Genomic DNA, 20,858 nt, shown 5'->3' on the forward strand with positions numbered 1-20,858 from the left:
CGATGACGATGCTCGGCTGGCTCGACAGGTCCGGCGACCACCTCACCTTCTACGTGAGGGCGCTGGTCTGGATTCCGCGGACGCTGCGCCGCTACCGCAAAGAGGTCCAGCGGCTGCTGGCCGAAGTGGCCTTCGGCAGCGGCGGCCTCGGGGTCATCGGCGGCACCGTCGGCGTGATGATCGCGATGACCCTGTTCACCGGCACCGTCGTCGGCCTCCAGGGATACGCGGCACTCAACCAGATCGGCACATCCGCCTTCACCGGCTTCATCTCCGCGTACTTCAACACCCGCGAGATCGCGCCCCTGGTGGCCGGACTCGCCCTCTCCGCGACGGTCGGCGCGGGCTTCACCGCCCAGCTCGGCGCGATGCGGATCAACGAGGAGGTCGACGCACTCGAAGCGATGGGGGTGCGCTCCATGCCCTACCTCGTCACCACCCGGATCATCGCGGGTGTGGTGGCTATCATCCCGCTGTACGCGATCGGGCTGCTCTCCTCGTACGTCGCCTCCCGCTACATCACCGTCCTCTTCAACGGCCAGTCCGCGGGCACGTACGACCACTACTTCAATCTCTTCCTCTCCCCGGACGACGTGCTGCTCTCGGTGCTCAAAGTGCTGATCTTCAGCGTCCTGGTGATCCTCGCCCACTGCTACTACGGCTTCCACGCCACAGGCGGCCCCGCCGGAGTGGGAGTGGCCGTGGGCCGGTCGGTGCGCAACGCGATCGTGCTGATCAGCGTCACCGACTTCTTCCTCTCGCTCGCCATCTGGGGCGCGACGACGACGGTGAAGGTGGCCGGCTGATGAGTGCTCTGAGCCTCCGTACGGTCCGCCGCAGACTCGCCGGAGCCACCTTCCTGCTCGTGCCGGCCGTGCTCGTGTGGGTCTCCGTCTCGGTCTACGAGAAGGACTTCACCGACAGCGCCACCGTCACCGTGCTCACCGGGCCGGTCGGCAACGAGATGCACGACAACGCCGATGTGAAGCTGCGCGGTGTCGTCATCGGCCACGTCCGTGACATAGCCGTCGACGGCGGCGGCGCCAGGCTCACCCTGGACATCGAGCCCGGCAAGCTCGGGCAGGTCCCCGACGACGTCACCGCCCAGATGCTGCCGACCACCCTCTTCGGCGAACGGTTCGTGGCGCTCGTTCCGCCGCCCGTCCCGTCCAGCCAGGCGCTGCGCGCCGGCGCCGTCATCCCGCAGGACCGCTCCAGTAACGCCATCGAGCTGGAACAGGTCCTCGACAGCGTCCTGCCGATGCTGACCGCGGTGAAGCCGGAGAAACTGTCCGCCACGCTGAACGCCGTCTCCCAGGCACTCTCAGGGCGCGGCGACAAGCTGGGCGACACCCTGGTCACGCTCGACGGGCACCTGGCGAAGTTCAATCCCCAACTCCCCACGCTCAACACCGACATCCGGGAGCTCGTCAAGGTGAGCAGGGTGTACGGGGACGCCGCGCCCGACGTCCTGGACGCGCTGACCGACTTCACCACCACCAGCTCCACCCTCGCCGGACAGCAGGCGGAACTCGCGGACCTGTACGGGGCCACGACCGCCTCCGCGCAGGACGTCACCGCCTTCCTGCGCAGGAACAAGGACAACCTCATCCGGCTCTCCGCGTCCGGCCGTCCCACACTGGAACTCCTCGCGCGGTACTCGGACGCGTTCCCCTGCACACTGCGGACCATCGCCGGATTCATCCCGGCCATGGACAAGGCGCTCGGCAAGGGCACCGGCAGGCCGGGACTCCACGTCACGGTCAAGTCCGTGCCGTCCAAGGGGAAGTACGTACCGGGCAAGGACACCCCGGTCTACGACGCGACCGGCGGGCCGCGCTGCTACTCGGTTCCCTACGTCGGCCGGAGCGTGCCCACCGCCGACGCCCGCACGGCGCACACGGTCGGCGAGGTCACCGGCGGCTCCCCGGCCACCGGTGACGAGCAGGCCCCCGCGACCTCTCTCGGCATGCCCAACTCACCGCAGGAGTCCCGGCTCGTCAACGAGCTGGTCGCTCCCGCACTGAAAGTCCAGCCGCGGACCCTGCCCGACTGGAGCAGCGTGCTCATCGGTCCGGCCTTCCGCGGTGCGGAGGTGAAGCTCAGGTGAAACGCCGCTCCCTCGCGGGACCGCTCGCGAAATCGGTCGTCTTCGTCGTGGTGACCGTCATGGCCACCGCCGTACTCGCCCTGTCCATCGCCAACACGGGCGTCGGGGACACCACCACGTACAAGGCCAGGTTCACGGACGCCACAGGACTGGTCGTCGGTGACAGCGTCCGCATCGCCGGAGTCGAAGTGGGCCAGGTCGAGTCCATCGAGGTGGCCGACAAGCGCCTCGCGGAGGTCGCTCTCGCCGTACGCGAGGGGCGCGAGCTCCCCGCGTCGGTGACCGCCTCGATCAAGTACCTGAACATGGTCGGCCAGCGCTACGTCGACCTCGACCAGGGAGTGGGGCCGGTCGGGGAGAGCTTCACCGCCGGATCGACCATCCCGCTCTCCCGGACGACTCCGGCCCTGGACCTCACCCAGCTCTTCAACGGCTTCCAGCCGCTGTTCGAAGGTCTGTCCCCGCCGGACGTCAACCAGCTCGCCGGGTCCATCGTCCAGGTGCTCCAGGGCGAAGGCGGCACCGTGGACAGCATCCTCCAGCACGTCGGCTCGCTCACCAGCACCGTGGCGGCCAAGGACGAGGTGATCGGGCAGGTCATCAAGAACCTCAACACGGTCCTGAAGACGGTCAACGACCGCGAGGCCGGCTTCGACGACCTGGTCATCACCCTGGAGAAGCTCGTCACAGGCTTCGCCGGGGACCGCGAGCCCCTGGGCGAAGCGGTCACGGCCATGGGCGCGCTCACCACGGTTACCGCCGGCCTGCTCGACGACGGCCGGGCGCCGCTCAAAGAGGACATCCGGCAACTCGGGCGCCTGTCGGACCAGTTGGTCAAGGGAACCCCGCAGATCGAGAACTTCCTCCGGAAGACCCCCGCCAAGATGGCGGCGATCGGCCGCCTCACCTCCTACGGCTCGTGGCTCAACCTCTACCTCTGCGAGGCGAAGGTCCGCGGAGTCACCGCGGAGGACGGCAGCGCGCCGCCCACCGGCATCGAGATCACCCAACCGAGGTGCCTGGCATGAGAATGAAGCCCGTAGGGGAACGCGACCCCGTCGCCGTGGGCATCGCCGGACTCCTCGTCCTCGCCCTCGTCGGACTCGGCGCCTACCGCGCCGACTCGCTGCCCTTCATCGGCGGCGGCACCGCCTACAGCGCGGACTTCACCGAATCGGCGGGACTCGCCGACGGGGACGAGGTACGGATCGCCGGCGTCAAGGCCGGCGAGGTCACCGGCGTCTCGCTCGACGGCAACAAGGTGAAGGTCGACTTCACGGTGGAGGACGCCTGGATCGGTGACTCCTCCACCGTCGGCATCGCGATCAAGACCCTCCTCGGCGACAAGTACCTCGCCGTCGACCCGCTGGGCGACGCCCCCCAGGACCCGGACTCCCGCATCACGGTGAGCCGCACCACCGCCCCCTACGACGTCACCCAGGCGTTCGACGGACTCGGCGAGACCATCGGCGAGATCGACACCGCCCAGCTCGCCAGGAGCTTCGAGACGATCTCCGCCACCTTCAAGGACTCGCCACCCGACGTACGCGGCGCTGCCGAAGGGCTCTCCGCGCTGTCCCGCACGGTCTCCGAGCGGGACGCCCAGCTCGTCAGGCTCCTCAAGGGCAGCAAACAGCTCACCAGGACCCTCGCCGACAAGAAGAGCAGCTTCGAGACCCTCCTGAAGGACGGCAACCTGCTGCTCGCCGAGATCCAGGCACGCCGCGACTCCATCCACCTCCTGCTCACCGGGACCCGTGACCTGGGCACCCAGCTCACCGGTGTCGTGGAGGACAACAACAAGCAGCTCAAGCCCACCCTGGACTCCCTCGGGCGGGTCACGGCCGTCCTGGTGAAGAACCGCAGGAGCCTGGACAAGGTGCTCTCGCTGACCGGCTCGTACAACCGGCTCATCGGCAACACCCTCGGCAGCGGCCGGTGGTTCGACAACTACGTCTGCGGAGTCGTCCCCAGGAACTACCTGCCGCCCCAGGAGCCCGAGGTACCCGGATGCATGCCTCCGAAGCAAGGCGGCCGCTGACATGGGACTCACGCGCCTCGTCTCCGTCGGCGCCGGACTCACGGTCGTCGCCGTCGTGGCCGCCACCGGGGTGATGGCCCTGGACGACCGTGGGAAGACGACCATCACCGCCTACTTCGACCGGGCCACCGGTGTGTACGCCGGCTCGGACCTGCGCATCCTCGGTGTGAAGGTCGGCACCGTCGAATCGGTCACGCCGCGGGGCGAGGAGGTCAGGGTCACCCTGCGGCTCGACGAGGGCGTCAAGGTACCCAAGGGCGCGCACGCCGTGGTCGTCGCCCCGAGCCTCGTCGCCGACCGGTACGTCCAGCTGGCACCCGCGTACGACGGGGGAGCGCGGCTCGCGGACAACGCGGTACTGCCCGCCGCGAACAACGCCACCCCCGTCGAGGTCGACCAGCTGTACGCGTCCATCACCGAACTCGCCACCGCGCTCGGCCCGGACGGCGCCAACGCGGACGGAGCGCTCGCCGGGCTCCTCGCCACGGGGGCGAAGAACCTGGACGGCAACGGAAAAGCCATCGGGGACTCCATCGAGCAGTTCGGCAAGGCGACGAAGACCCTGGACCGGAGCAGCGGCGACCTCTTCGACACGCTCGCCTCCCTCCAGACGTTCACCACCATGCTGAAGGACAACGACGGCCAGGTGCGCGCCGCCGAGCGGCAGCTCAACTCCGTCACCGGCTTCCTCGCCGACGACAAGAAGAACCTCAGCGCCGCGCTCAGGGAGCTCTCCACCGCGCTCGGACAGGTCAAGACCTTCATCCAGGAGAACCGTGGCGCCCTGAAGAAGAACGTGGACGCCCTGGTACCGCTCACCCGTTCCCTGGTCGAGCAGCGGGCCTCGCTCGCCGAGGCCATGGACACCCTGCCCCTGGCGGCCGGCAACGCACTGAACGCCTACGACCCGGCCAACCGCACCCTCAACGGCCGGACCAACCTCAACGAGCTCTCCATGGGCGGCCCCCTGGCCGGCCAGGCCGGCCTCAGCGGCCTCCAGCCCGTGGACCCCGGCCGCCGCGAGGACCTGCCCGTGCTGCCGCTCCCCGAGATCGGCACCGTCTACGGCACCCCCGGGAAGACCACGACGCAGAAGGGGGCGAACCGATGAGCCCTGCCCTTCGCCGGCCCGGGCCCCGCACGGCCGGAGCAGCCGCCCTCCTCGCCGCGGGTGTGGCGGTCGCCCTGGTGGTGACCACCGTCGACGTACCGGTGTTCACCGGTATCGACCAGGTGGCGCTGCCGGGCGGCGCCGACCTCGGCGACCACCCGTACGAGATCACCGCGGAGTTCGGGGACGTACTCAGCCTCGCCCCGCAGTCCTCGGTGAAGGTCAACGACGTCGCGGTCGGCCGCGTCACCAGGATCTCGCTCACCCCGGGCAGCTGGACCGCGAAGGTCACCATGCGGGTCAACGGAACGGTCGAGCTGCCCGGGAACGCGTACGCCCATCTGGAACAGTCCAGCCTCCTCGGCGAGAAGTTCGTCCAGCTCTCACCGCCGGCCACCGGGACCGCCCGGGCACGCTCGCCGACGGCGGCCGCATCCCCCTCACCCGCACCAACCGGAACCCCGAGGTGGAAGAGGTCCTCGGCGCGCTGTCGATGCTCCTCAACGGCGGCGGCATCAACCAGCTCAGGACCATCACCACCGAACTGAACAAGGCACTCGCCGGGCGGGAACCGCAGATCCGCTCGATGCTCGGCCGCGTCGACACCCTCGTCACCAACCTGGACGCCCACAAGGAGGACATCACCGCGGCGCTGGACGGGGTCAACCGTCTCGCGGCCACCCTCGCCACCCGCAGACAGGACGTCGGGACGGTCCTCACCGGGCTGAGCCCCGGCCTGAAGGTCCTGGAGAGGCAGCGCGGTTCCCTCCTCACCATGCTGCGCTCGCTCGACACGCTCTCCACCGTCGCCGTCGACACGATCAACAGGAGCAAGGCCGACATGGTCGCCGACCTCAAGGCCATCGCCCCCACCCTCAAGGCCCTCGCCGACTCGGGCCAGGACCTGCCTGACTCCCTCCAGGTGCTCTTCACCTATCCGTTCACCGACGAGGTGCTGCGCGGGGTGAAGGGCGACTACCTCAACGTCTACCTCGACGTCACGGCGGTGCCCGGCACACAGATCATCCCGGCGCTCACCCCGGCCGGCCCCCCGCCCGAGGAGTCCGGGGCAGGGACACCCGGCCCCCCGTCCGCCGCCGCGCCGCCACTGCCGCTCCCGTCCGTCCCCGCGACCTCGCAGGGGAGCACGCGGTGATCACTCCCGGTATCCGGTTGAAGAACATCGCCTTCCTGGTCATCGCCGTTCTCGTGCTCGGCTACCTGGGCGTGCGGTACGCGGACCTCGGCCACTACGTCGGACTGCGCGGCTACTACACCGTCACCGTCCAGCTCCCGCACACCGGCGGCCTGTTCACCCACTCCGACGTCACCTACCGAGGCGTCTCCGTGGGCCGCGTCGGCCCGATCGAGCTCACCGACGACGGTGTCGAGGCGGAGCTGCGGATCGAGGACGACGCACCGCCCATCCCGGACAGCCTGCGGGCCGTCGTCGCCAACCTCTCGGCAGTCGGCGAGCAGTACATCGACCTGCGGCCCACCCGCGGGGACGGCCCGTTCCTCGGGAACGGCTCGGTCATCGACCAGGCGGACACCACCATCCCGGCACCTCCCACCGACGTCCTCACCAGCGTCGACGACCTGGCGAGCTCCGTCGACCTGGAGCATCTGCGCACGGTCGTCGACGAGTTCGGCGCGGCGTTCGACGGACGCGGCGACGACCTCCAGGTCCTCCTGGACACCGGAAGCGAGTTCGTCCAGGCGGCGGACGACGCGCTGCCCGTCACCTCGAAGCTGATGACGGACGGCGAGACCGTCCTGCGCACCCAGGCGGAGGAGGGCGAGGCGCTCAAGGGCTTCGCCTCGGGAGCCAGGGAGCTGGCCGCCGAACTCAAGGGTTCGGACACCGATCTGCGCAGGCTGATCGCCGCCGCGCCCGACGCCGCCGGACAGATCAGCGCCCTGCTGCGCGATCTCGAACCGGGCTTCGGGTGGTCGTCGCCAACCTCCTCACCACCTCCGAAGTGGCCGTCACCCGCCAGCGCGGACTGGAGGAACTGCTCGTGAAACTGCCCGCCGTCGCGGCGGCCGGTGCCAGCGCGGTCGACGACGAGGGCGCCAGGTTCGGCATGTCGGTCACCTTCTTCGAGCCGCTGCCCTGTACCGCCGGATACGGCGGTACGACCTACCGCAACGGCCTCGACACCACACCGTCCGCCCCGGTCAACACCAGGGCCCGCTGCGTCTCGTCGCCCGGCACCGGCATCAACGTCCGGGGCAGTGCGAACGCCCCCCGGGGAGGGCCCGTGCCCGAGCCGGTCGAGCCGGGCGCGACCGGGCCGTACGCCGAGGGCATGGCCGGCCTCCTGGGACTCGGAGGCGGCCGGTGACCCGGCGTACGAGGAGCCCCGCGGGCTGGGCCGCACTGCTCGCCGCCGTACTGGTCTGCGCACTCGGCGGCTGGCCCTATGCCCAGGCCAGGGGCGACGACCAGCTCGCGTACGCCAAGGCCCGCGACGCCGCGCTGGCCGACGGCAGGCGCGCTCTCGCCCGGCTGAACACCCTGGACGGCGGCGACCCGGGGAGTGTGAAGTCCGCGCTGGCGGCCTGGCTGGACTCCTCCACCGGTCCGCTCCACGAGCAGCTGGAGCGGACCCGGGGCAAGGACGCGCGCGAGCTGACGAAGTCCGGGGCCACGGCCCGCGGCAGGGTCACCGACGCGGCGCTCACCGCGCTCGACGAGCGGGCCGGAACAGCGGTGTTGATCGCGACCGTCGACGTGCGGGTCAGCCCGCGCACCGGCAAGGGCGGCACCCAGCGCAAACGCTTCGAGGCGGGCCTCGCCAGGACCGGGGACGGCTGGAAGGTCAAGGCGCTGACCACGCTCCCGGTCGGCGGCGGCGCATGAACGAGAGGGCGGGGACGACGACAGTGAGCACCGCGAAGGACACGCAGGACAGCGAGGCGAAGGACCCCGTGCGGCCCGCCGCCCCGGCCGATGACACGGCGGACACCGGACCCACGCGGGAGACCTCCCGGCGGTGGCCCCGGATCGCCGGTGCGGCGTCGGCGGCCGCCCTGCTCGTCGCCGGCTGTCTGCTCTTCGCGGAGGGCAGGCAGCTGAGGGATACGGCCGCGACCTCGAACCGTGCGCTGACGGACCCGGAGGCGACGGCCGAAGTCGTGGGGGAGGTGAGCAACGCGCTCGGCAGGGTGTTCTCGTACAGCCCTCAGGCCACAGCGGCCACCAAGGCGTCGGCGAAGGAGGTTCTCGCGGGGAAGGCGCTCGTGCAGTACGCGGCTCTGTTCGGCCAGGTCGAGAAGCAGGCGGCCGATCAGAGGCTGACGCTCACGAGCCAGGTCGTACGGGCCGGAGTGACGCGGCTGACGGGGCGCGGCGCCCATCTGCTGGTCTTCCTCGACCAGGTCTACGAACGCCGGGGGAAGGCGCCCAGCACAGCGGCGGCGCAGCTCTCCGTCTCGGCCGAACACCGGGGCGGGCGCTGGTACATCGTGGAGATCACCTCCCGGTAGCGGGCCGCGATCCCGCACAGGCGCTCGGCGAGCGCATCGGAACGGACCAGATCCGCAGGCAGGGGAGGGACAACGATGGCACGGGTAGGGACGACGCGCGATCCGCTGCTGGTGGCGGCGGTCGCGCTGACGGTCGCGGCGGCAGGAGCGGCGGGCTGGGGGGGGCTGTCCTGGTACGAGGCGGCCCACGACGACTCCGCGGCGTACGCGCAGGTCCGCGACGACGCGCTGGCCGCGGGTGAGCAGGCCGTGCAGAACATGAACACCCTCGATCACCGGAAGGTGGAGGAGGGCCTGGACAGCTGGGAGGACTCCACCACAGGTGATCTGCGCCGCCAACTGGTCGAAGGGCGGGACGCGTTCGTGAAGCAGATCGAGTCGGCGAAGACGGTCAGCTCGGCCACCGTCCTGTCCGGCGCGGTGACCGAACTCGACGACCGGGCGGGCAGGGCGGCGGTGATGGTGGCGCTGCGGGTCACCGTGACCGCGCCGAAGGGTGAGCCCGCGGTGAAGGAGAGCCGGATGCTCGGGCAGCTCACCCGGACGTCCGGGGGGTGGAAGCTCAGCGCACTCGGCCAGGCGCCCGTAGGCAACACGGCCGGCTGACGCATCCGACCCCCGCCCCGCCACCGAGAGAGGACCCCGGACATGTCGACGACCCGTCACCTCGTCAACCGGCGCCGCCGCCTGGCCACCGCCGCCGCACGCACCACCACGGCACCCGCGCCGATCCCCGGTCCGCCCGAGGCCCCGCACGACGCCGGGCCCGAAGCGGGGCCGGCGGAGGAAGCGGACACCGCCCAGGACGAGGCGCCGGACACCGCCGAGGACGACGCGCCACCCGAGCCCCGGCCGAAGCGGCGCCCGCCCGCGCTGCCGGTCCGGCTTCCCGCGGTCCTGTGCGCCGCCACGGTACTGCTCGGCGCCTTCGCCGCCTGGTCGTCCACCTCTGCCGACCGGCTGCGCGACGACCCGTCCCGGCAGAACACCGCGCTCACCGACATCGGCCGGACCAGCGAGGTGAAGGGCCAGATCACCGAGGCGGTCGGTGCCGTCTTCTCGTACAACTACGCCTCGCCCGCCACCTCGCGGAAGGCCGCGAGAACGTACCTGGTGGGCAGAGCGGTCGGCCAGCACGAGGAGATGCTCGCCGAGGTACGGGCGCAGGCGCCGAAGCAGAGGCTCGTCCTCACCACGACCGTCACGGAGAGCGGCGTGGAACGGCTCGACGGCGACCGCGCCCGGCTGCTGGTCTTCGCCGACCAGAGCAACACCCGTACGGGCAAGGCGGACGAGACCACCTACGCGGCGGCCATGTTCACCGTGGACGCCGTGCGCCGGGGGACAGCTGGCGGATCTCCGCCATCGACACGTTCACCAAGTGATCCGGCGCACCAAGTGATCCGGCGGAGAGGAGAGCACGCATGAGGATCAACGGCACCATGCTCCGAGGACTCACCAGCACGGCCACCGCCTTCGCGGCGATGGCCGCGCTCACCGCGTCCCAGGCACCGGGGTTCCCGGGGCAGCCGCTGAACGGGAAGAGGACCGCGGCCCAGGACGGCGTGGTCTGGACCGAGGCTCCCGACGACGACGCGTACCACACCGAGCTGCCACCGCTGAGGACACCGCAGCCACCCGCGGCGGTGGCGGGTCCGGCGCCGGGCGGCACCGGACCTGTGGATGTCCGGGCACGGGCCGAGGCGGGTATTCCCGCGACGGTCCTCGCCGCCTACCGCGCGGCGGAGGACGCACTGGGGCGCAGTGATCCCGGCTGCAACCTGCCGTGGCAACTGCTCGCCGCGATCGGCAAGGTGGAGTCCGGCCAGGCGAGCGGAGGACGGGTCGACTCCGCGGGCACCACACTCGGCAGCATCCTCGGCCCGGTGCTCAACGGCGTGGGATTCGCCGACATCAGGGACACGGACGACGGCGCCTACGACGGCGACACGCGGTACGACCGGGCTGTAGGGCCCATGCAGTTCATCCCCTCCACCTGGGCCCGCTGGGGGAAGGACGGCAACCGTGACGGGCGCCGGGACCCCGACAACATCTACGACGCCTCGCTCGCGGCGGGGCACTACCTCTGCGCCGGGACGCGGAACCTGAACGAGCCGGGCGATCTGGACCGGGCGATCCTCAGCTACAACCACTCGGACACCTATCTGCGTACGGTCCTGTCCTGGCTGGCCTACTACCGCCAGGGCACCCACCCGGTCGCCGACGGCGAGGGCCGTGTGCCGCAGAGCCCCGGCCCGGGCGGCCCCGTGGTGCCCAAGGTCCCGGTGGGCGGCCCCGGCAGCCCGGCGAAGCCCTCAGGCGGAGGCCCGGACGGCCCCGGCGGAGCAGGCGGCGGCATCGTCGTCGGCCCGCAGCCGACCACCCCGCCGCCCCGGCCCACCCCTTCCGTGCCCGGCAGACCTCCGCGGCCGGGTCCCGCCCCGACAGAGCCGGGCCCGACCGGCCCCGGACCCGACCCGACGGAGACCGGATCGCCGGGCCCCGGCCCCTCACCCGCGGACCCGGTCACGCCACCGGTCACGCCGTCACCGACCACACCGCCACCGTCGCCGTCCCCCGACCCCGGTACCACCGCTCCCCCCTGCCCCTCGGACTCGCCGTCCCCCGATCCCACTGATCCCACTGATCCCACCGACAGCACCGCCCCCGGGACGGAGACGCCGGCACCGGACCCCTGTGCGGGCACGGCCGCCTCAGCCGCCTGACAGCACCTCGGACAGGTCGTACCGCACCACCTCCTCCAGCTGCGCGTACGTGCAGCCGGCGGGGGTGCGGTCCGGCCGCCACCGGCGGAACTGGGTGGTGTGCCGGAACCGGTCGCCCTCCATGTGGTCGTAGGCGACCTCCACCACCCGCTCGGGACGCAGCGCCACCCACGACTGGTCCTTCTTTCCCGACCAGCGGCTCGGTGTGCCCGGCAGCCGGGCCGCCTCGTGCGCGGCGGCGTCCGCCCACGCGGCCCACGGATGACCTCCGGCGCCGCGCAGCGGCTCCAGCTCCTCCACCAGTTCCGCGCGCCGCCGCATCGAGAAGGCGGCGCACGCGCCGACGTGCTGGAGGACGCCGTCGGAGTCGTACAGGCCCAGCAGGAGCGAGCCGACGACCGGGCCGCTCTTGTGGAAGCGGTAACCCGCCACCACACAGTCGGCGGTCCGCTCGTGCTTGATCTTGTACATGGCGCGGATGTCGGACCGGTAGGGCAGGTCGAGCGGTTTGGCGACGACGCCGTCGAGCCCCGCGCCCTCGAAATGCTCGAACCACTCCCGGGCGGTCGCCAGGTCCGTCGTGGCGGGAGCGAGATGCACCGGCGGCGAGGCACCGGAGAGCGCCGCCCCGAGCACCGCCCGCCGGTCCGTCAGCGGGGTGTCGAGCAGGGACACGTCGTTCGCCGCGAGGACGTCGAAGGCGACGAAAGCGGCCGGGGTCCGCTCCGCCAGCATCCGCACCCGGGATTCGGCCGGATGGATGCGCTCGCTGAGCCGGTCGAAGTCGAGCCGCCCGTCGTGGATGACGACGATCTCCCCGTCGATCACGCAGCGGGCCGGCAGATTGTCCCGCAGCGCCACGACCAGCTCGGGGAAGTAGCGGGTGAGCGGCTTGCCGGTCCGGCTGCCGATCACCACCTCGTCACCGTCCCGGTGCACGATGGCCCGGAACCCGTCCCACTTCGCCTCGTAGTGCATTCCGGGCGGGATCGCGGAGACGGACTTGGCGAGCATCGGTTTCACGGGCGGCATCACCGGCAGGTCCATGCGCCCGATTGTCACCCATTCCTCCCTTGACGTCTCCCGATGTGCGGCAGCGGTGGGCCCGGCCTACGGTGGCCGACATGGGAGCAGCGGTGGAGCTGGACGCAGACGGACGGCCGGTACGACTGTCCAACCCCGACAAGGTCTACTTTCCGGAGAAGGGCTATACGAAGCGGGACGTGGCCGAGTACTTCCTCGCGGTCGGGGGCGGAATCACCCGTGCGCTGCGGGACCGGCCGACCACGCTCCAGCGCTTCGTGGACGGGGTCGGCGGCGAGTTCTTCTACCAGAAGCGGGCGCCGAAGAACCTCCCCGACTGGATTCCGACCGCGCGGATCTCCTTCCCCAGCGGGCGGTTCGCCGACGAGATCTGCCCCACCGAGCCCGCCGCCGTCCTGTGGGCGGCCAACCTCGGCACCCTCACCTTCCACCCCTGGCCGGTACGGAGCACGGACACCGACCACCCGGACGAACTGCGCATCGACCTCGACCCGCAGCCCGGCACGGAGTACGCCGACGCGGTCACCGCCGCCCACGAACTGCGCGCCGTCCTGGACGAACACGGCCTGCGCGGCTGGCCCAAGACCTCCGGCGGGCGCGGCATCCACGTCTTCGTACCGATCGAACCCCGCTGGACCTTCACCGAGGTCCGCCGCGCCACCATCGCCATCGGCCGGGACCTCGCACGGCGCATGCCGGACCAGGTGACCACCGCCTGGTGGAAGGAGGAGCGCGGCGAACGCATCTTCGTGGACTACAACCAGACGGCCCGCGACCGGACGATCGCCTCCGCCTACTCCGTACGCCCGTTCCCGCACGCCCCGGTCTCCGCGCCGCTGCGCTGGGATGAGCTCGACGACGTCGAACCGCGCGACTTCGACATCAGGACCATGCCCACGCGGTACGCGGAGGTGGGCGACCTGCACGCCGAGATGGAGGACCACGCCTTCGGCCTGGAGGAGGTGCTGGAACTCGCCGCGCGCGACGAGCGGGACCGGAGCCTGGGCGACATGCCCTACCCGCCGGAGTACCCCAAGATGCCGGGCGAACCGAAACGCGTCCAGCCCAGCCGCGCCCGGCACGACAAGGAGGGCGACGAGGCGTGAGCGGGCGGCGCGAGCACGGCGCGCACGGCCGGCCGCCGACGCGCGGCGAGAAGTGGGAGGCGTTCAAGAAGTCGCCCTTCCTGCCGGCGGCCGTCCTGCTGTTCATCCTCGCCGCGGCCGCCGGGCTCTTCGCCGGCTCCTACACCTACACCATGGCGAACCCGACGCCCCGCGCCGTCCCGGCCGCGCTGGTCGGGCCCGCCGATGAACCGCGCACCAGGACGTTCGTCGCCGGGATGGAAAAGGCGCTCGACGCCTCCCTGCGTCTGCGCCCGTACGCCACCATGGCCAAGGCCCGCCAGGCGATGGAGGACCAGAGGGTCTTCACGATCCTGCGCCGGGAGGGCGCCGGGGTGGCGCTCGACGTCGCCGGAGCGTCCGGCGCCTCCGTCGCGCAGCTGCTCGCCGAGTCCGCGGTGAAGGTGAGCGACGCGGTGGGCGTCCCGGTGACGGTCACCGACGTCAAACCGCTCCAGAAGGGCGACCCCCGGGGTCTCGCCCTCTTCTACATCTCGCTCGCCGCCGTCATCATCGGCTTCGTCGGAGCCATCCAGCTGAGCGTCCACGCCCGCGGGCTCGCCCCCCTGGAACGGATCGCCTTCACCCTCGGCTACGCCCTGCTCGGCGGCTTCGCCATCGCCGCCGTCGTGGACCGGCTGCTGGGCGCGCTGCACCTGCCGTTCGTCGAGTCCTGGCTGATCCTGGCGCTCACGATGTTCGCGTCCGGCATGGTCTTCACCATGTTCAACACCATCATAGGGCGGTGGGCGATGCTCCCCACCTGGGGCCTCATGGTGCTGCTCGGCAACCCGTCCTCAGGCGGCGCCGTCTCCTGGCCGCTCCTGCCGTCGGCCCTCGGGCACATCGGCCACTGGCTTCCGCCGGGCGCGTCCGTCAGCGCCCAGCACACGGCCGTCTACTACCAGGGGCACCAGTTCGTCTTCCCGTACCTGGTACTGGGCGGCTGGGCCCTGGTCTCCTGCACGGTCTTCTGGGTATGGCGCCACCGGCACCCGGGAGGCCGCGACCGCGTGCACGGGCACGCGGCCGCGGCCTCCTGACGCGGGGTCGCGGCTCACAGCTCCTTGATACGGATGTCGCGGTAGGAGACCACGTCCGTGGTGCCGTGCACCTGGAGACCGACATAACCCGAGGCGAAACGCCGGCCGTCGGTGCCCGGGTCGTCGCTCCGCGGCGGCTCGAAGAGGCGGCCACCGGAGTTCTCGAACTCGTTGATCAGGACACCGTTGCGGTAGACCGAGTAGTGCTGGTCCACCACCCGGATCTCGTAGTCGTTCCAGGTGCCCTTGGGAGTGACCCCGGCGCCGCCGAGACCCACCCGGTCGAACCCGTAGATCGAGCCCGTCTTGTACATGTCGCCGTCCGGCCGGTCGTTGATCTGCACCTCATGGCCGTACTTGATGGCGACCCACTCCGGACGCGGCTCCTCCGGGTTGTCGTGGACGTACGGGAAGCGCACGAACACCCCGCTGTTGGCGTTGCCCGTACCCGGGGCGTCGTCCCGCCACTGGAGCTTGAGCGAGAAGTCCCCGTACTGCCGGCCCGGGAACCACAGCATGCCCATGCCGGGGACCGTGGTCGAGCTGGTGATGGTGCCGTCCGCGTTGAGTCCGAACCTGCCGCCGCCCACCTGCTCCCACCTGGCCAGCGACGCGGCCGTGCCGTCGAACAGCTTCTGGTAGCCGTCGACCTGGCCCGGCCTGCCGATGCCGGACTGCTTCGCCGCCCGGTAGATCGTGCGGTGCTCGCGGGCGTCGATCACCCCGGCGGACAGGAGCCTGTCCAGGACCGTGTCCACGTGCTTGAGGAACAGCGCGTGCGAGGACCAGTCCTTCTCGTCCTCGATCAGCTCGTTGATTGTGCACCGGTTGCCGGTGACCCGGTTGGGGACACCGCTGTCGACCGTGCCCACGATGACCGTCAGCCGCTCGTCGAACTCCGGGCAGTGCGGCGCCGGGACCCCGCCGCCCTCGGCGACCGTGAACGACACCTGTTTCGCCACGGAGGTGTTGCCCGCCTTGTCCGTCGCCCGGTGGGCGAAGGTGTGCGAGCCGGTCCTGTCGACGAGTACCGGAGCGGTGTAGGCCAGGTACGGGCCGCCGTCCAGGGAGTACTCGATCCGGTCCACACCGGAGCCGGCGTCGGTCGCGGTGACCGTCGCCTTCGCGCTGGTGATGAAGGCGCCGTCCGAGTTCTTCTCGCCCGTCAGCGCCACCGTCGTCTCCGGCGGGGTCGCGTCCTCGGTGGGCGGCTCGACGACGGTGAAGTCGACGGCCTTCTCCGCTGCCGCGTTGCCCGCCTTGTCGGTGGCCCGGTAGCGGACCTTGTGCGTGCCGGCCTCGTGCACCATCACCGGCGCGGTGTACGGCTGCCAGGCACCGTCCGCCCCGGTCGCGTACTCGATGGTGTTGACGCCGGACCCGGTGTCGGACGCCGTCACGGTGACGGTGGCCATCCCCAGGTACGCCCCCTGGGCGTCCTTCTCGCCCGATACGGTCGCCGAGGTCTCCGGCGGCGTCGCGTCGTCGGTGGGCGGCGCGGCCACGGTGAAGTCGACGGCCTTCTCCGCCGCCGTGTTGCCCGCCTTGTCGGTGGCCCGGTAGCGGACCGTGTGCGCACCGACCTGGTTCACCACGACGGGCACGGTGTACGGCTGCCAGGCGCCGTCCGCGCCGATCGCGTACTCGATGGTGTTGACGCCCGAACCGGCGTCGGTCGCCGCCACGCTGACGGCGGCCTGCCCGATGTACGCGCCATCGGCGTTCCTGTCACCGTCCACCTTCGCCGAGGTCTCCGGCGCCGTGGTGTCCTCACCGCCGCCCTCGGTCACGGTGAGGATGCCCTGCATCGCCCCGTGACCGGGAATGGTGCAGTGGTAGAAGTACCGGCCGGGGCTGAGCGTGACCTGCGCGGTGTGCCTGCCGCCCTCGCTGTCGCTCGGGTTGGCGAGGATGTTCAGCTGGACGTCGTTGTTGAACTCCACGTCCGAGACGCTGAACGTCAGCGTGTGCGGCATGCCCGTGGTGTTGCCGGTCGCCGCGCTGTTCTCGAACACGATGGTCGCCGCGCCGGCCACGGCCGTCATGGGCGCGGACAGATAGCGGTCGATGGGGTTGCCCGCGGTCCAGGTGAGCACCTGGTCCGCCGCGGCCGCCTCCCGGTCGTCCTCCCGGCCGTACGCAGCCGTCGAGGTGAGCCCGAGGACCAGCAGGAACGCGGCCAGCAGAGCCGGCCACAGCCGGGCGGGCCGGTGACGGGACCGTGTGAAGAGGGGACGGTGGGTCACTGGACTTCCGCCTTCCTGGCCAGATCGGCGGCGGCCGGGGTCGGCCCCCCGCCCTTGTACGTCACGCGCCACAGCGCGGACTTGGAGTCCGAGGTGAAGAAGCCCCGCCCGTAGTCCAGGACGTAGAGCGAACCGTCCGGGGCGAACTTCCAGTCCATCAGGTTGCGGATGCCGGCGGCACCCACCGGGATGATCTTCTTCAGCGACTCGGCGTGCGTGGGCAGACCGCCCTGGCCGACCGTCCTCGGGTCGGTGAGCACCGCGTGCCGGGGCTGGTCGCCGTCGTAGAAGTCACCGACGAACCACTTGCCGTCCCAGTACGCCGGCCACTTGTCGGTGCTGGTGCTCGCCGCGTCGTACCGGTACACCGGGCCGTTCATGGTGGCCTGGCCGCCGCCCTTGAGCCACGGCAGGAGCTGCTTCTGCTCCTCCGGCTTGTAGCTCGGGATGCCGTTGGCGTCGCGCGGGTAGTCGATGCCGCCGCCCTGCGGGGAGTACCAGATGGTGTTGGACGTGACGGGCGGCAGCTTCACCAGGCCGTCGTTGTTCGGCGACTCGTTGCGGGGCGCGTCGCAGTCGTACCAGCCGAGCGGTACGGACGGGTCGGGCAGGCCGCGGTCCCGGTAGGGCTGCTTGTTGCCCATGCAGTACGGCCAGCCGTGGTTGCCCGCCTTGGTGATCGCGGCGAAGGTGTCGTACTTGGCGGGTCCCCACGTGGTGCTGGGCGCGCCCGCGTCGGGGCCGACCCAGCCCGCGTACAGGGTGTCGGTCGCCGGGTCGACGGAGATCCTGGCCGGGTTGCGCACTCCCATCACATAGATCTCCCCGCGGGTCTTCCCGCCGCCCTCGTCCGGCTCCTCGCCGGTGAAGAGGTTGCCTTCGGGCAGGGTGTACGTGCCGTCGGCCTCGGGGTGGATGCGCAGGATCTTCCCGTTGAGGTTGTTCGTGTTCCCCGAGGTGCGCCGGGCGTCCGCGTACGACACGCCCTTGTAGTTCGGCGCCGGGTTGTTTCCGGAGTAACCACCGCTGGAACCCGAGGAGTTGTTGTCACCCGTCGCGATGTAGAGGTTGCCCTTCGAGTCCCAGGCCATGCCGCCGCCCGCGTGGCAGCAGCTGTGGATCTGGACCGGCCAGTGGAGCAGCACCTTCTCGGAGGCCAGGTCGAGCTTGCTCGTGGCCGCATCGAAGGTGAAGCGGGAGACCTGGCGTACCGCCATCCGCCTGTCGCGGTCGATCTTCGCGTGCGGGGTGTAGTGCAGGTACACCCAGCCGTTCTCCGCGAACTCCGGGTCGAGCTCGATCCCGAGGAGCCCTTCCTCGACCTTGACCGTCTCGTCGCCGCCGCCCTTGTTGCCGAAGACGGTCAGTGCTCCCGCGAGGGTGACCTTCCCGGTCTTCGGGTCGTAGACGTGGATCTCGCCCTGGCCCTTGCCGATGTCCGGGTCGTTCCAGTCGATGACGACAGGCCGGCTGCTGTCCGCGCCGCCGCGGCCGATGTAGAAGACCCGGCCGTCGGGCGCCGTGACCAGCCCGTGCGGCTCACCGATCTGGTCGTTCTTCCCGGGCTGGTTGGGCTGGGTGACCCGTTCCGCCCGGTAGTTGCCGTTGATCGTGGCCGTGCAGTCCGCCTGGGAGACGCGGGTGGTCCAGGCGAGCGCGCCGCGCAGGTGCTCGCGGAAGTCCGTCTCGGCGAAGCTGTCGACGGTGCCGCCCATGCCCGTGTAGAAGGAACGCCCGCCGTCGTAGTCGCGGCACCAGGAGACCGGGTGGTCCCAGCCGTTGGCGCTCGCGCCCGGCTTGTAGGTGCTCTCGCGGACGCGGGCCACGGTGTGGACCTCACCGGACGGGTTCTTCGTCCAGTTCAGCCACTTGTCGGGGCGCTTCCACTCCAGCGGGAGGTTCTTGGTCGCCGGGTGCTGCCGGTCGCCGACCTCGACGGTCGCGCGCTGGGCGGTGGCCGGACCGCCGGCGGCAGGCCGTGCCCCGACCAGACCGGTGAACCAGTCCGAGTACGGCTCCGTGCGCGCGGCGTCGTGGATGCCGAGGAAGCCGCCGCCCGCCTCCATGTACGACTCAAGACCCGCCTCCTGCTCCGGGTCCAGGACGTCACCGCGGGTCAGGAAGACGACCGCGTTGTACCGGCCGAGCTGCCGTTCGTCGGTGAAGACCCCGGCGTCGTCGGTGGCGACGGTGCGGAAGCGGCCCGCGGTCGGACCGCTCAGCCCGATCTTCTCGATCGCCGCGATGCCCGCGTCGACCGTCGGAGCCTCCTCGCCCGCCGAGGCGTGGAAGACCAGCACCCTGACGTTGGCGCCGCCGGGCGGCGACGGGAGAGACAACGTTGTCGCACGGTCCGCCGGATGCGGATAGGGCCCGGCGCTGGCGGCCCCGCCGCCGAGCAGGGAAGCGGTCAGTGCGCCGGCCGCCACGGCCGCCGCGATGCCTCGTCGTGATGTGGACCGGTGATGTGGTGTGCGCTGCATGTGGTCACCCACCCCTCTTTGGTCACTGCAACAGCGCATGAAGCTAGACCTCTTTTCGTGCCTCGCCAAGAGCCACGGCAGGAATAGCACGAACTTTGTCCTGGGTGTGGATAAACGAAGGGTCCACGGCTACCGTATGGGCCGTCCAGGGGGCACCTCTGCCCCAGTGTCTCCGAGAGCCCGTCAGATGCCCTTTCGCAGTGGGGAGTTCGACATGGACCGAAGGACCTTCAACCGGCGCGTGCTGGCGGGCGGCGCAGCCGTCGCGGCGACGGGGGTGACATCGTTGTCGCTCGGTGCGGCCGAGGCCAGCTCGGCGGAGACGCCGCCCAGGACGGCCCCGGCGGGAGGCGAGGTGCGCCGGCTGAAGATGTACGCCGAGAAGATGCCGGACGGCTCACTCGGGTACGGCTTCGAGAAGGGCAGGGCGACGGTGCCGGGGCCGCTCATCGAACTGAACGAGGGCGACACCCTGCACATCGAGTTCGAGAACACCACCGACGTCGACGCGAGCCTGCACGTCCACGGTGTCGACTACGACATCGCCAGCGACGGCACCCGGACGAACCGCAGCCACGTGGAACCGGGCGGCACCCGCACCTACACCTGGCGCACCCACGCCCCGGGCCGGCGCCAGGACGGCACCTGGCGGGCGGGCAGCGCCGGGTACTGGCACTACCACGACCACGTCGTCGGCACCGACCACGGCACGGGCGGCATCCGCAAGGGCCTGTACGGGCCCCTGGTCGTCCGGCGCCGGGGCGACATCCTGCCGGACAAGACGTTCACGATCGTCTTCAACGACCTGACGATCAACAACAAGCCGGCGCACCAGAGCCCGAACTTCGAGGCCACGGTGGGCGACCGGATCGAAGTCGTCATGATCACCCACGGCGAGTACTACCACACCTTCCACATCCACGGGCACCGGTGGGCGGACAACAGGACCGGGCTCCTCACCGGGCCCGACGATCCGAGCCGGGTGATCGACACGAAGATCTGCGGGCCCGCCGACTCCTTCGGCTTCCAGATCATCGCGGGCGAACAGGTGGGCGCCGGGGCCTGGATGTACCACTGCCACGTCCAGAGCCACTCCGACATGGGCATGGCCGGACTGCTGCTGGTCGCCAAGACGGACGGCACGGTCCCGGGCTACGAACCGCACCACGTCGCCGGTGCCGGGAAGACCGCCGCCGGGAAGGCCACCGGGGAAGAGGCGGACACCGGCGCGGGGAAGGCGCACCAGCACTGAGCCCCGGCCCGGCCCCCGCGCCTCCGCCGCACCGGGCCGGCGGCCGGCCCCTGCCGCCGGGCGGCCGGACTGCGGTGGCCGGGCGGCCGGACTGCGGTGGCCGGTGCCCGGTGCCAGACTCGGTCGTGCGGGGAGTTTTCCCCCGCCACGCGCCACGAGACGAGCAAGACGGCCGGACTCGCTGAA

Annotated in this window: 15 protein-coding genes and 3 pseudogenes; 15 read left to right on the forward strand and 3 right to left on the reverse strand. The window is 71.1% G+C overall.

What is annotated here, in order from left to right; all coding sequences use genetic code 11:
- Positions 1–2 precede the first annotated feature (2 nt).
- The 12 genes and pseudogenes from Sfulv_RS25080 to Sfulv_RS25135 all read left to right on the forward strand — a co-directional run bounded on the left by Sfulv_RS25080 (position 3) and on the right by Sfulv_RS25135 (position 11,480).
- The gene (locus Sfulv_RS25080) at positions 3–806 is read left to right on the forward strand and encodes an MlaE family ABC transporter permease (protein WP_173316759.1); all 804 of its coding nucleotides are present in this window, start codon (positions 3–5) and stop codon (positions 804–806) included.
- Positions 806–2,110: an MCE family protein gene (locus Sfulv_RS25085; protein WP_173316760.1), complete on the forward strand. Its 1,305-nt coding sequence runs from the start codon at positions 806–808 to the stop codon at positions 2,108–2,110. The genes Sfulv_RS25080 and Sfulv_RS25085 overlap by 1 nt, the downstream gene beginning before the upstream one ends.
- Positions 2,107–3,138, forward strand: a complete 1,032-nt coding sequence (locus tag Sfulv_RS25090) for an MCE family protein (RefSeq protein WP_173316761.1) — start codon at positions 2,107–2,109, stop codon at positions 3,136–3,138. The genes Sfulv_RS25085 and Sfulv_RS25090 overlap by 4 nt, the downstream gene beginning before the upstream one ends.
- On the forward strand, positions 3,135–4,151 hold the full coding sequence (locus tag Sfulv_RS25095) for an MCE family protein (RefSeq protein WP_173316762.1): 1,017 nt from the start codon (positions 3,135–3,137) through the stop codon (positions 4,149–4,151). Before Sfulv_RS25090 ends, Sfulv_RS25095 begins: the two co-directional genes overlap by 4 nt.
- Position 4,152: 1 nt before the next feature.
- Positions 4,153–5,262, forward strand: coding sequence for an MCE family protein (locus Sfulv_RS25100; protein WP_173316763.1), 1,110 nt, complete (start codon positions 4,153–4,155; stop codon positions 5,260–5,262).
- Positions 5,259–6,418 (forward strand): annotated as a pseudogene (locus Sfulv_RS25105) (MCE family protein). The gene Sfulv_RS25100 and the pseudogene Sfulv_RS25105 overlap by 4 nt, the downstream one beginning before the upstream one ends.
- A pseudogene (locus Sfulv_RS25110) lies at positions 6,415–7,610 on the forward strand (MCE family protein). Before Sfulv_RS25105 ends, Sfulv_RS25110 begins: the two co-directional pseudogenes overlap by 4 nt.
- On the forward strand, positions 7,607–8,128 hold the full coding sequence (locus tag Sfulv_RS25115) for a hypothetical protein (protein ID WP_173316764.1): 522 nt from the start codon (positions 7,607–7,609) through the stop codon (positions 8,126–8,128). The pseudogene Sfulv_RS25110 and the gene Sfulv_RS25115 overlap by 4 nt, the downstream one beginning before the upstream one ends.
- Positions 8,125–8,754, forward strand: a complete 630-nt coding sequence (locus Sfulv_RS25120) for a hypothetical protein (protein ID WP_173316765.1) — start codon at positions 8,125–8,127, stop codon at positions 8,752–8,754. The genes Sfulv_RS25115 and Sfulv_RS25120 overlap by 4 nt, the downstream gene beginning before the upstream one ends.
- A 75-nt stretch (positions 8,755–8,829) precedes the next feature.
- Positions 8,830–9,360 carry an Rv1363c family protein gene (locus Sfulv_RS25125; RefSeq protein WP_173316766.1) on the forward strand — a complete coding sequence of 177 codons (531 nt, stop codon included), beginning with the start codon at positions 8,830–8,832 and terminating at the stop codon, positions 9,358–9,360.
- Positions 9,361–9,402: 42 nt separating this feature from the next.
- Positions 9,403–10,139, forward strand: a pseudogene (locus Sfulv_RS25130) (hypothetical protein).
- Positions 10,140–10,178: 39 nt separating this feature from the next.
- A complete protein-coding gene (locus Sfulv_RS25135) occupies positions 10,179–11,480 on the forward strand; it encodes a lytic transglycosylase domain-containing protein (protein WP_173316767.1) in 1,302 nt (433 codons plus the stop codon).
- Here Sfulv_RS25135 and Sfulv_RS25140 read toward each other — a convergent pair.
- A complete protein-coding gene (locus Sfulv_RS25140) occupies positions 11,469–12,527 on the reverse strand; it encodes an ATP-dependent DNA ligase (protein WP_173316768.1) in 1,059 nt (352 codons plus the stop codon). The genes Sfulv_RS25135 and Sfulv_RS25140 overlap by 12 nt on opposite strands.
- Before the next feature lie 77 nt (positions 12,528–12,604).
- Here Sfulv_RS25140 and ligD point away from each other — a divergent pair, with 77 nt between their 5' ends.
- Positions 12,605–13,630: a non-homologous end-joining DNA ligase gene (gene ligD / locus Sfulv_RS25145; protein WP_218900461.1), complete on the forward strand. Its 1,026-nt coding sequence runs from the start codon at positions 12,605–12,607 to the stop codon at positions 13,628–13,630.
- Positions 13,627–14,691: an ABC-2 transporter permease gene (locus Sfulv_RS25150; protein WP_173316769.1), complete on the forward strand. Its 1,065-nt coding sequence runs from the start codon at positions 13,627–13,629 to the stop codon at positions 14,689–14,691. The genes ligD and Sfulv_RS25150 overlap by 4 nt, the downstream gene beginning before the upstream one ends.
- A gap of 14 nt (positions 14,692–14,705) precedes the next feature.
- Here the strand turns inward: Sfulv_RS25150 and Sfulv_RS25155 are convergent, their stop codons facing one another.
- The gene (locus Sfulv_RS25155; protein WP_173316770.1) at positions 14,706–16,937 is read right to left on the reverse strand and encodes an OmpL47-type beta-barrel domain-containing protein; all 2,232 of its coding nucleotides are present in this window, start codon (positions 16,935–16,937) and stop codon (positions 14,706–14,708) included.
- A complete protein-coding gene (locus tag Sfulv_RS25160) occupies positions 16,934–19,366 on the reverse strand; it encodes a ThuA domain-containing protein (protein ID WP_371874730.1) in 2,433 nt (810 codons plus the stop codon). Before Sfulv_RS25160 ends, Sfulv_RS25155 begins: the two co-directional genes overlap by 4 nt.
- Positions 19,367–19,634: 268 nt before the next feature.
- Here Sfulv_RS25160 and Sfulv_RS25165 point away from each other — a divergent pair, with 268 nt between their 5' ends.
- Positions 19,635–20,672, forward strand: coding sequence for a multicopper oxidase domain-containing protein (locus Sfulv_RS25165; protein WP_173316772.1), 1,038 nt, complete (start codon positions 19,635–19,637; stop codon positions 20,670–20,672).
- Positions 20,673–20,858 lie beyond the last annotated feature (186 nt).

Origin of the sequence: Streptomyces fulvorobeus (assembly GCF_013167895.1) — a bacterium.
In the GTDB taxonomy this organism is placed as follows: Bacteria; Actinomycetota; Actinomycetes; order Streptomycetales; family Streptomycetaceae; genus Streptomyces; species Streptomyces fulvorobeus.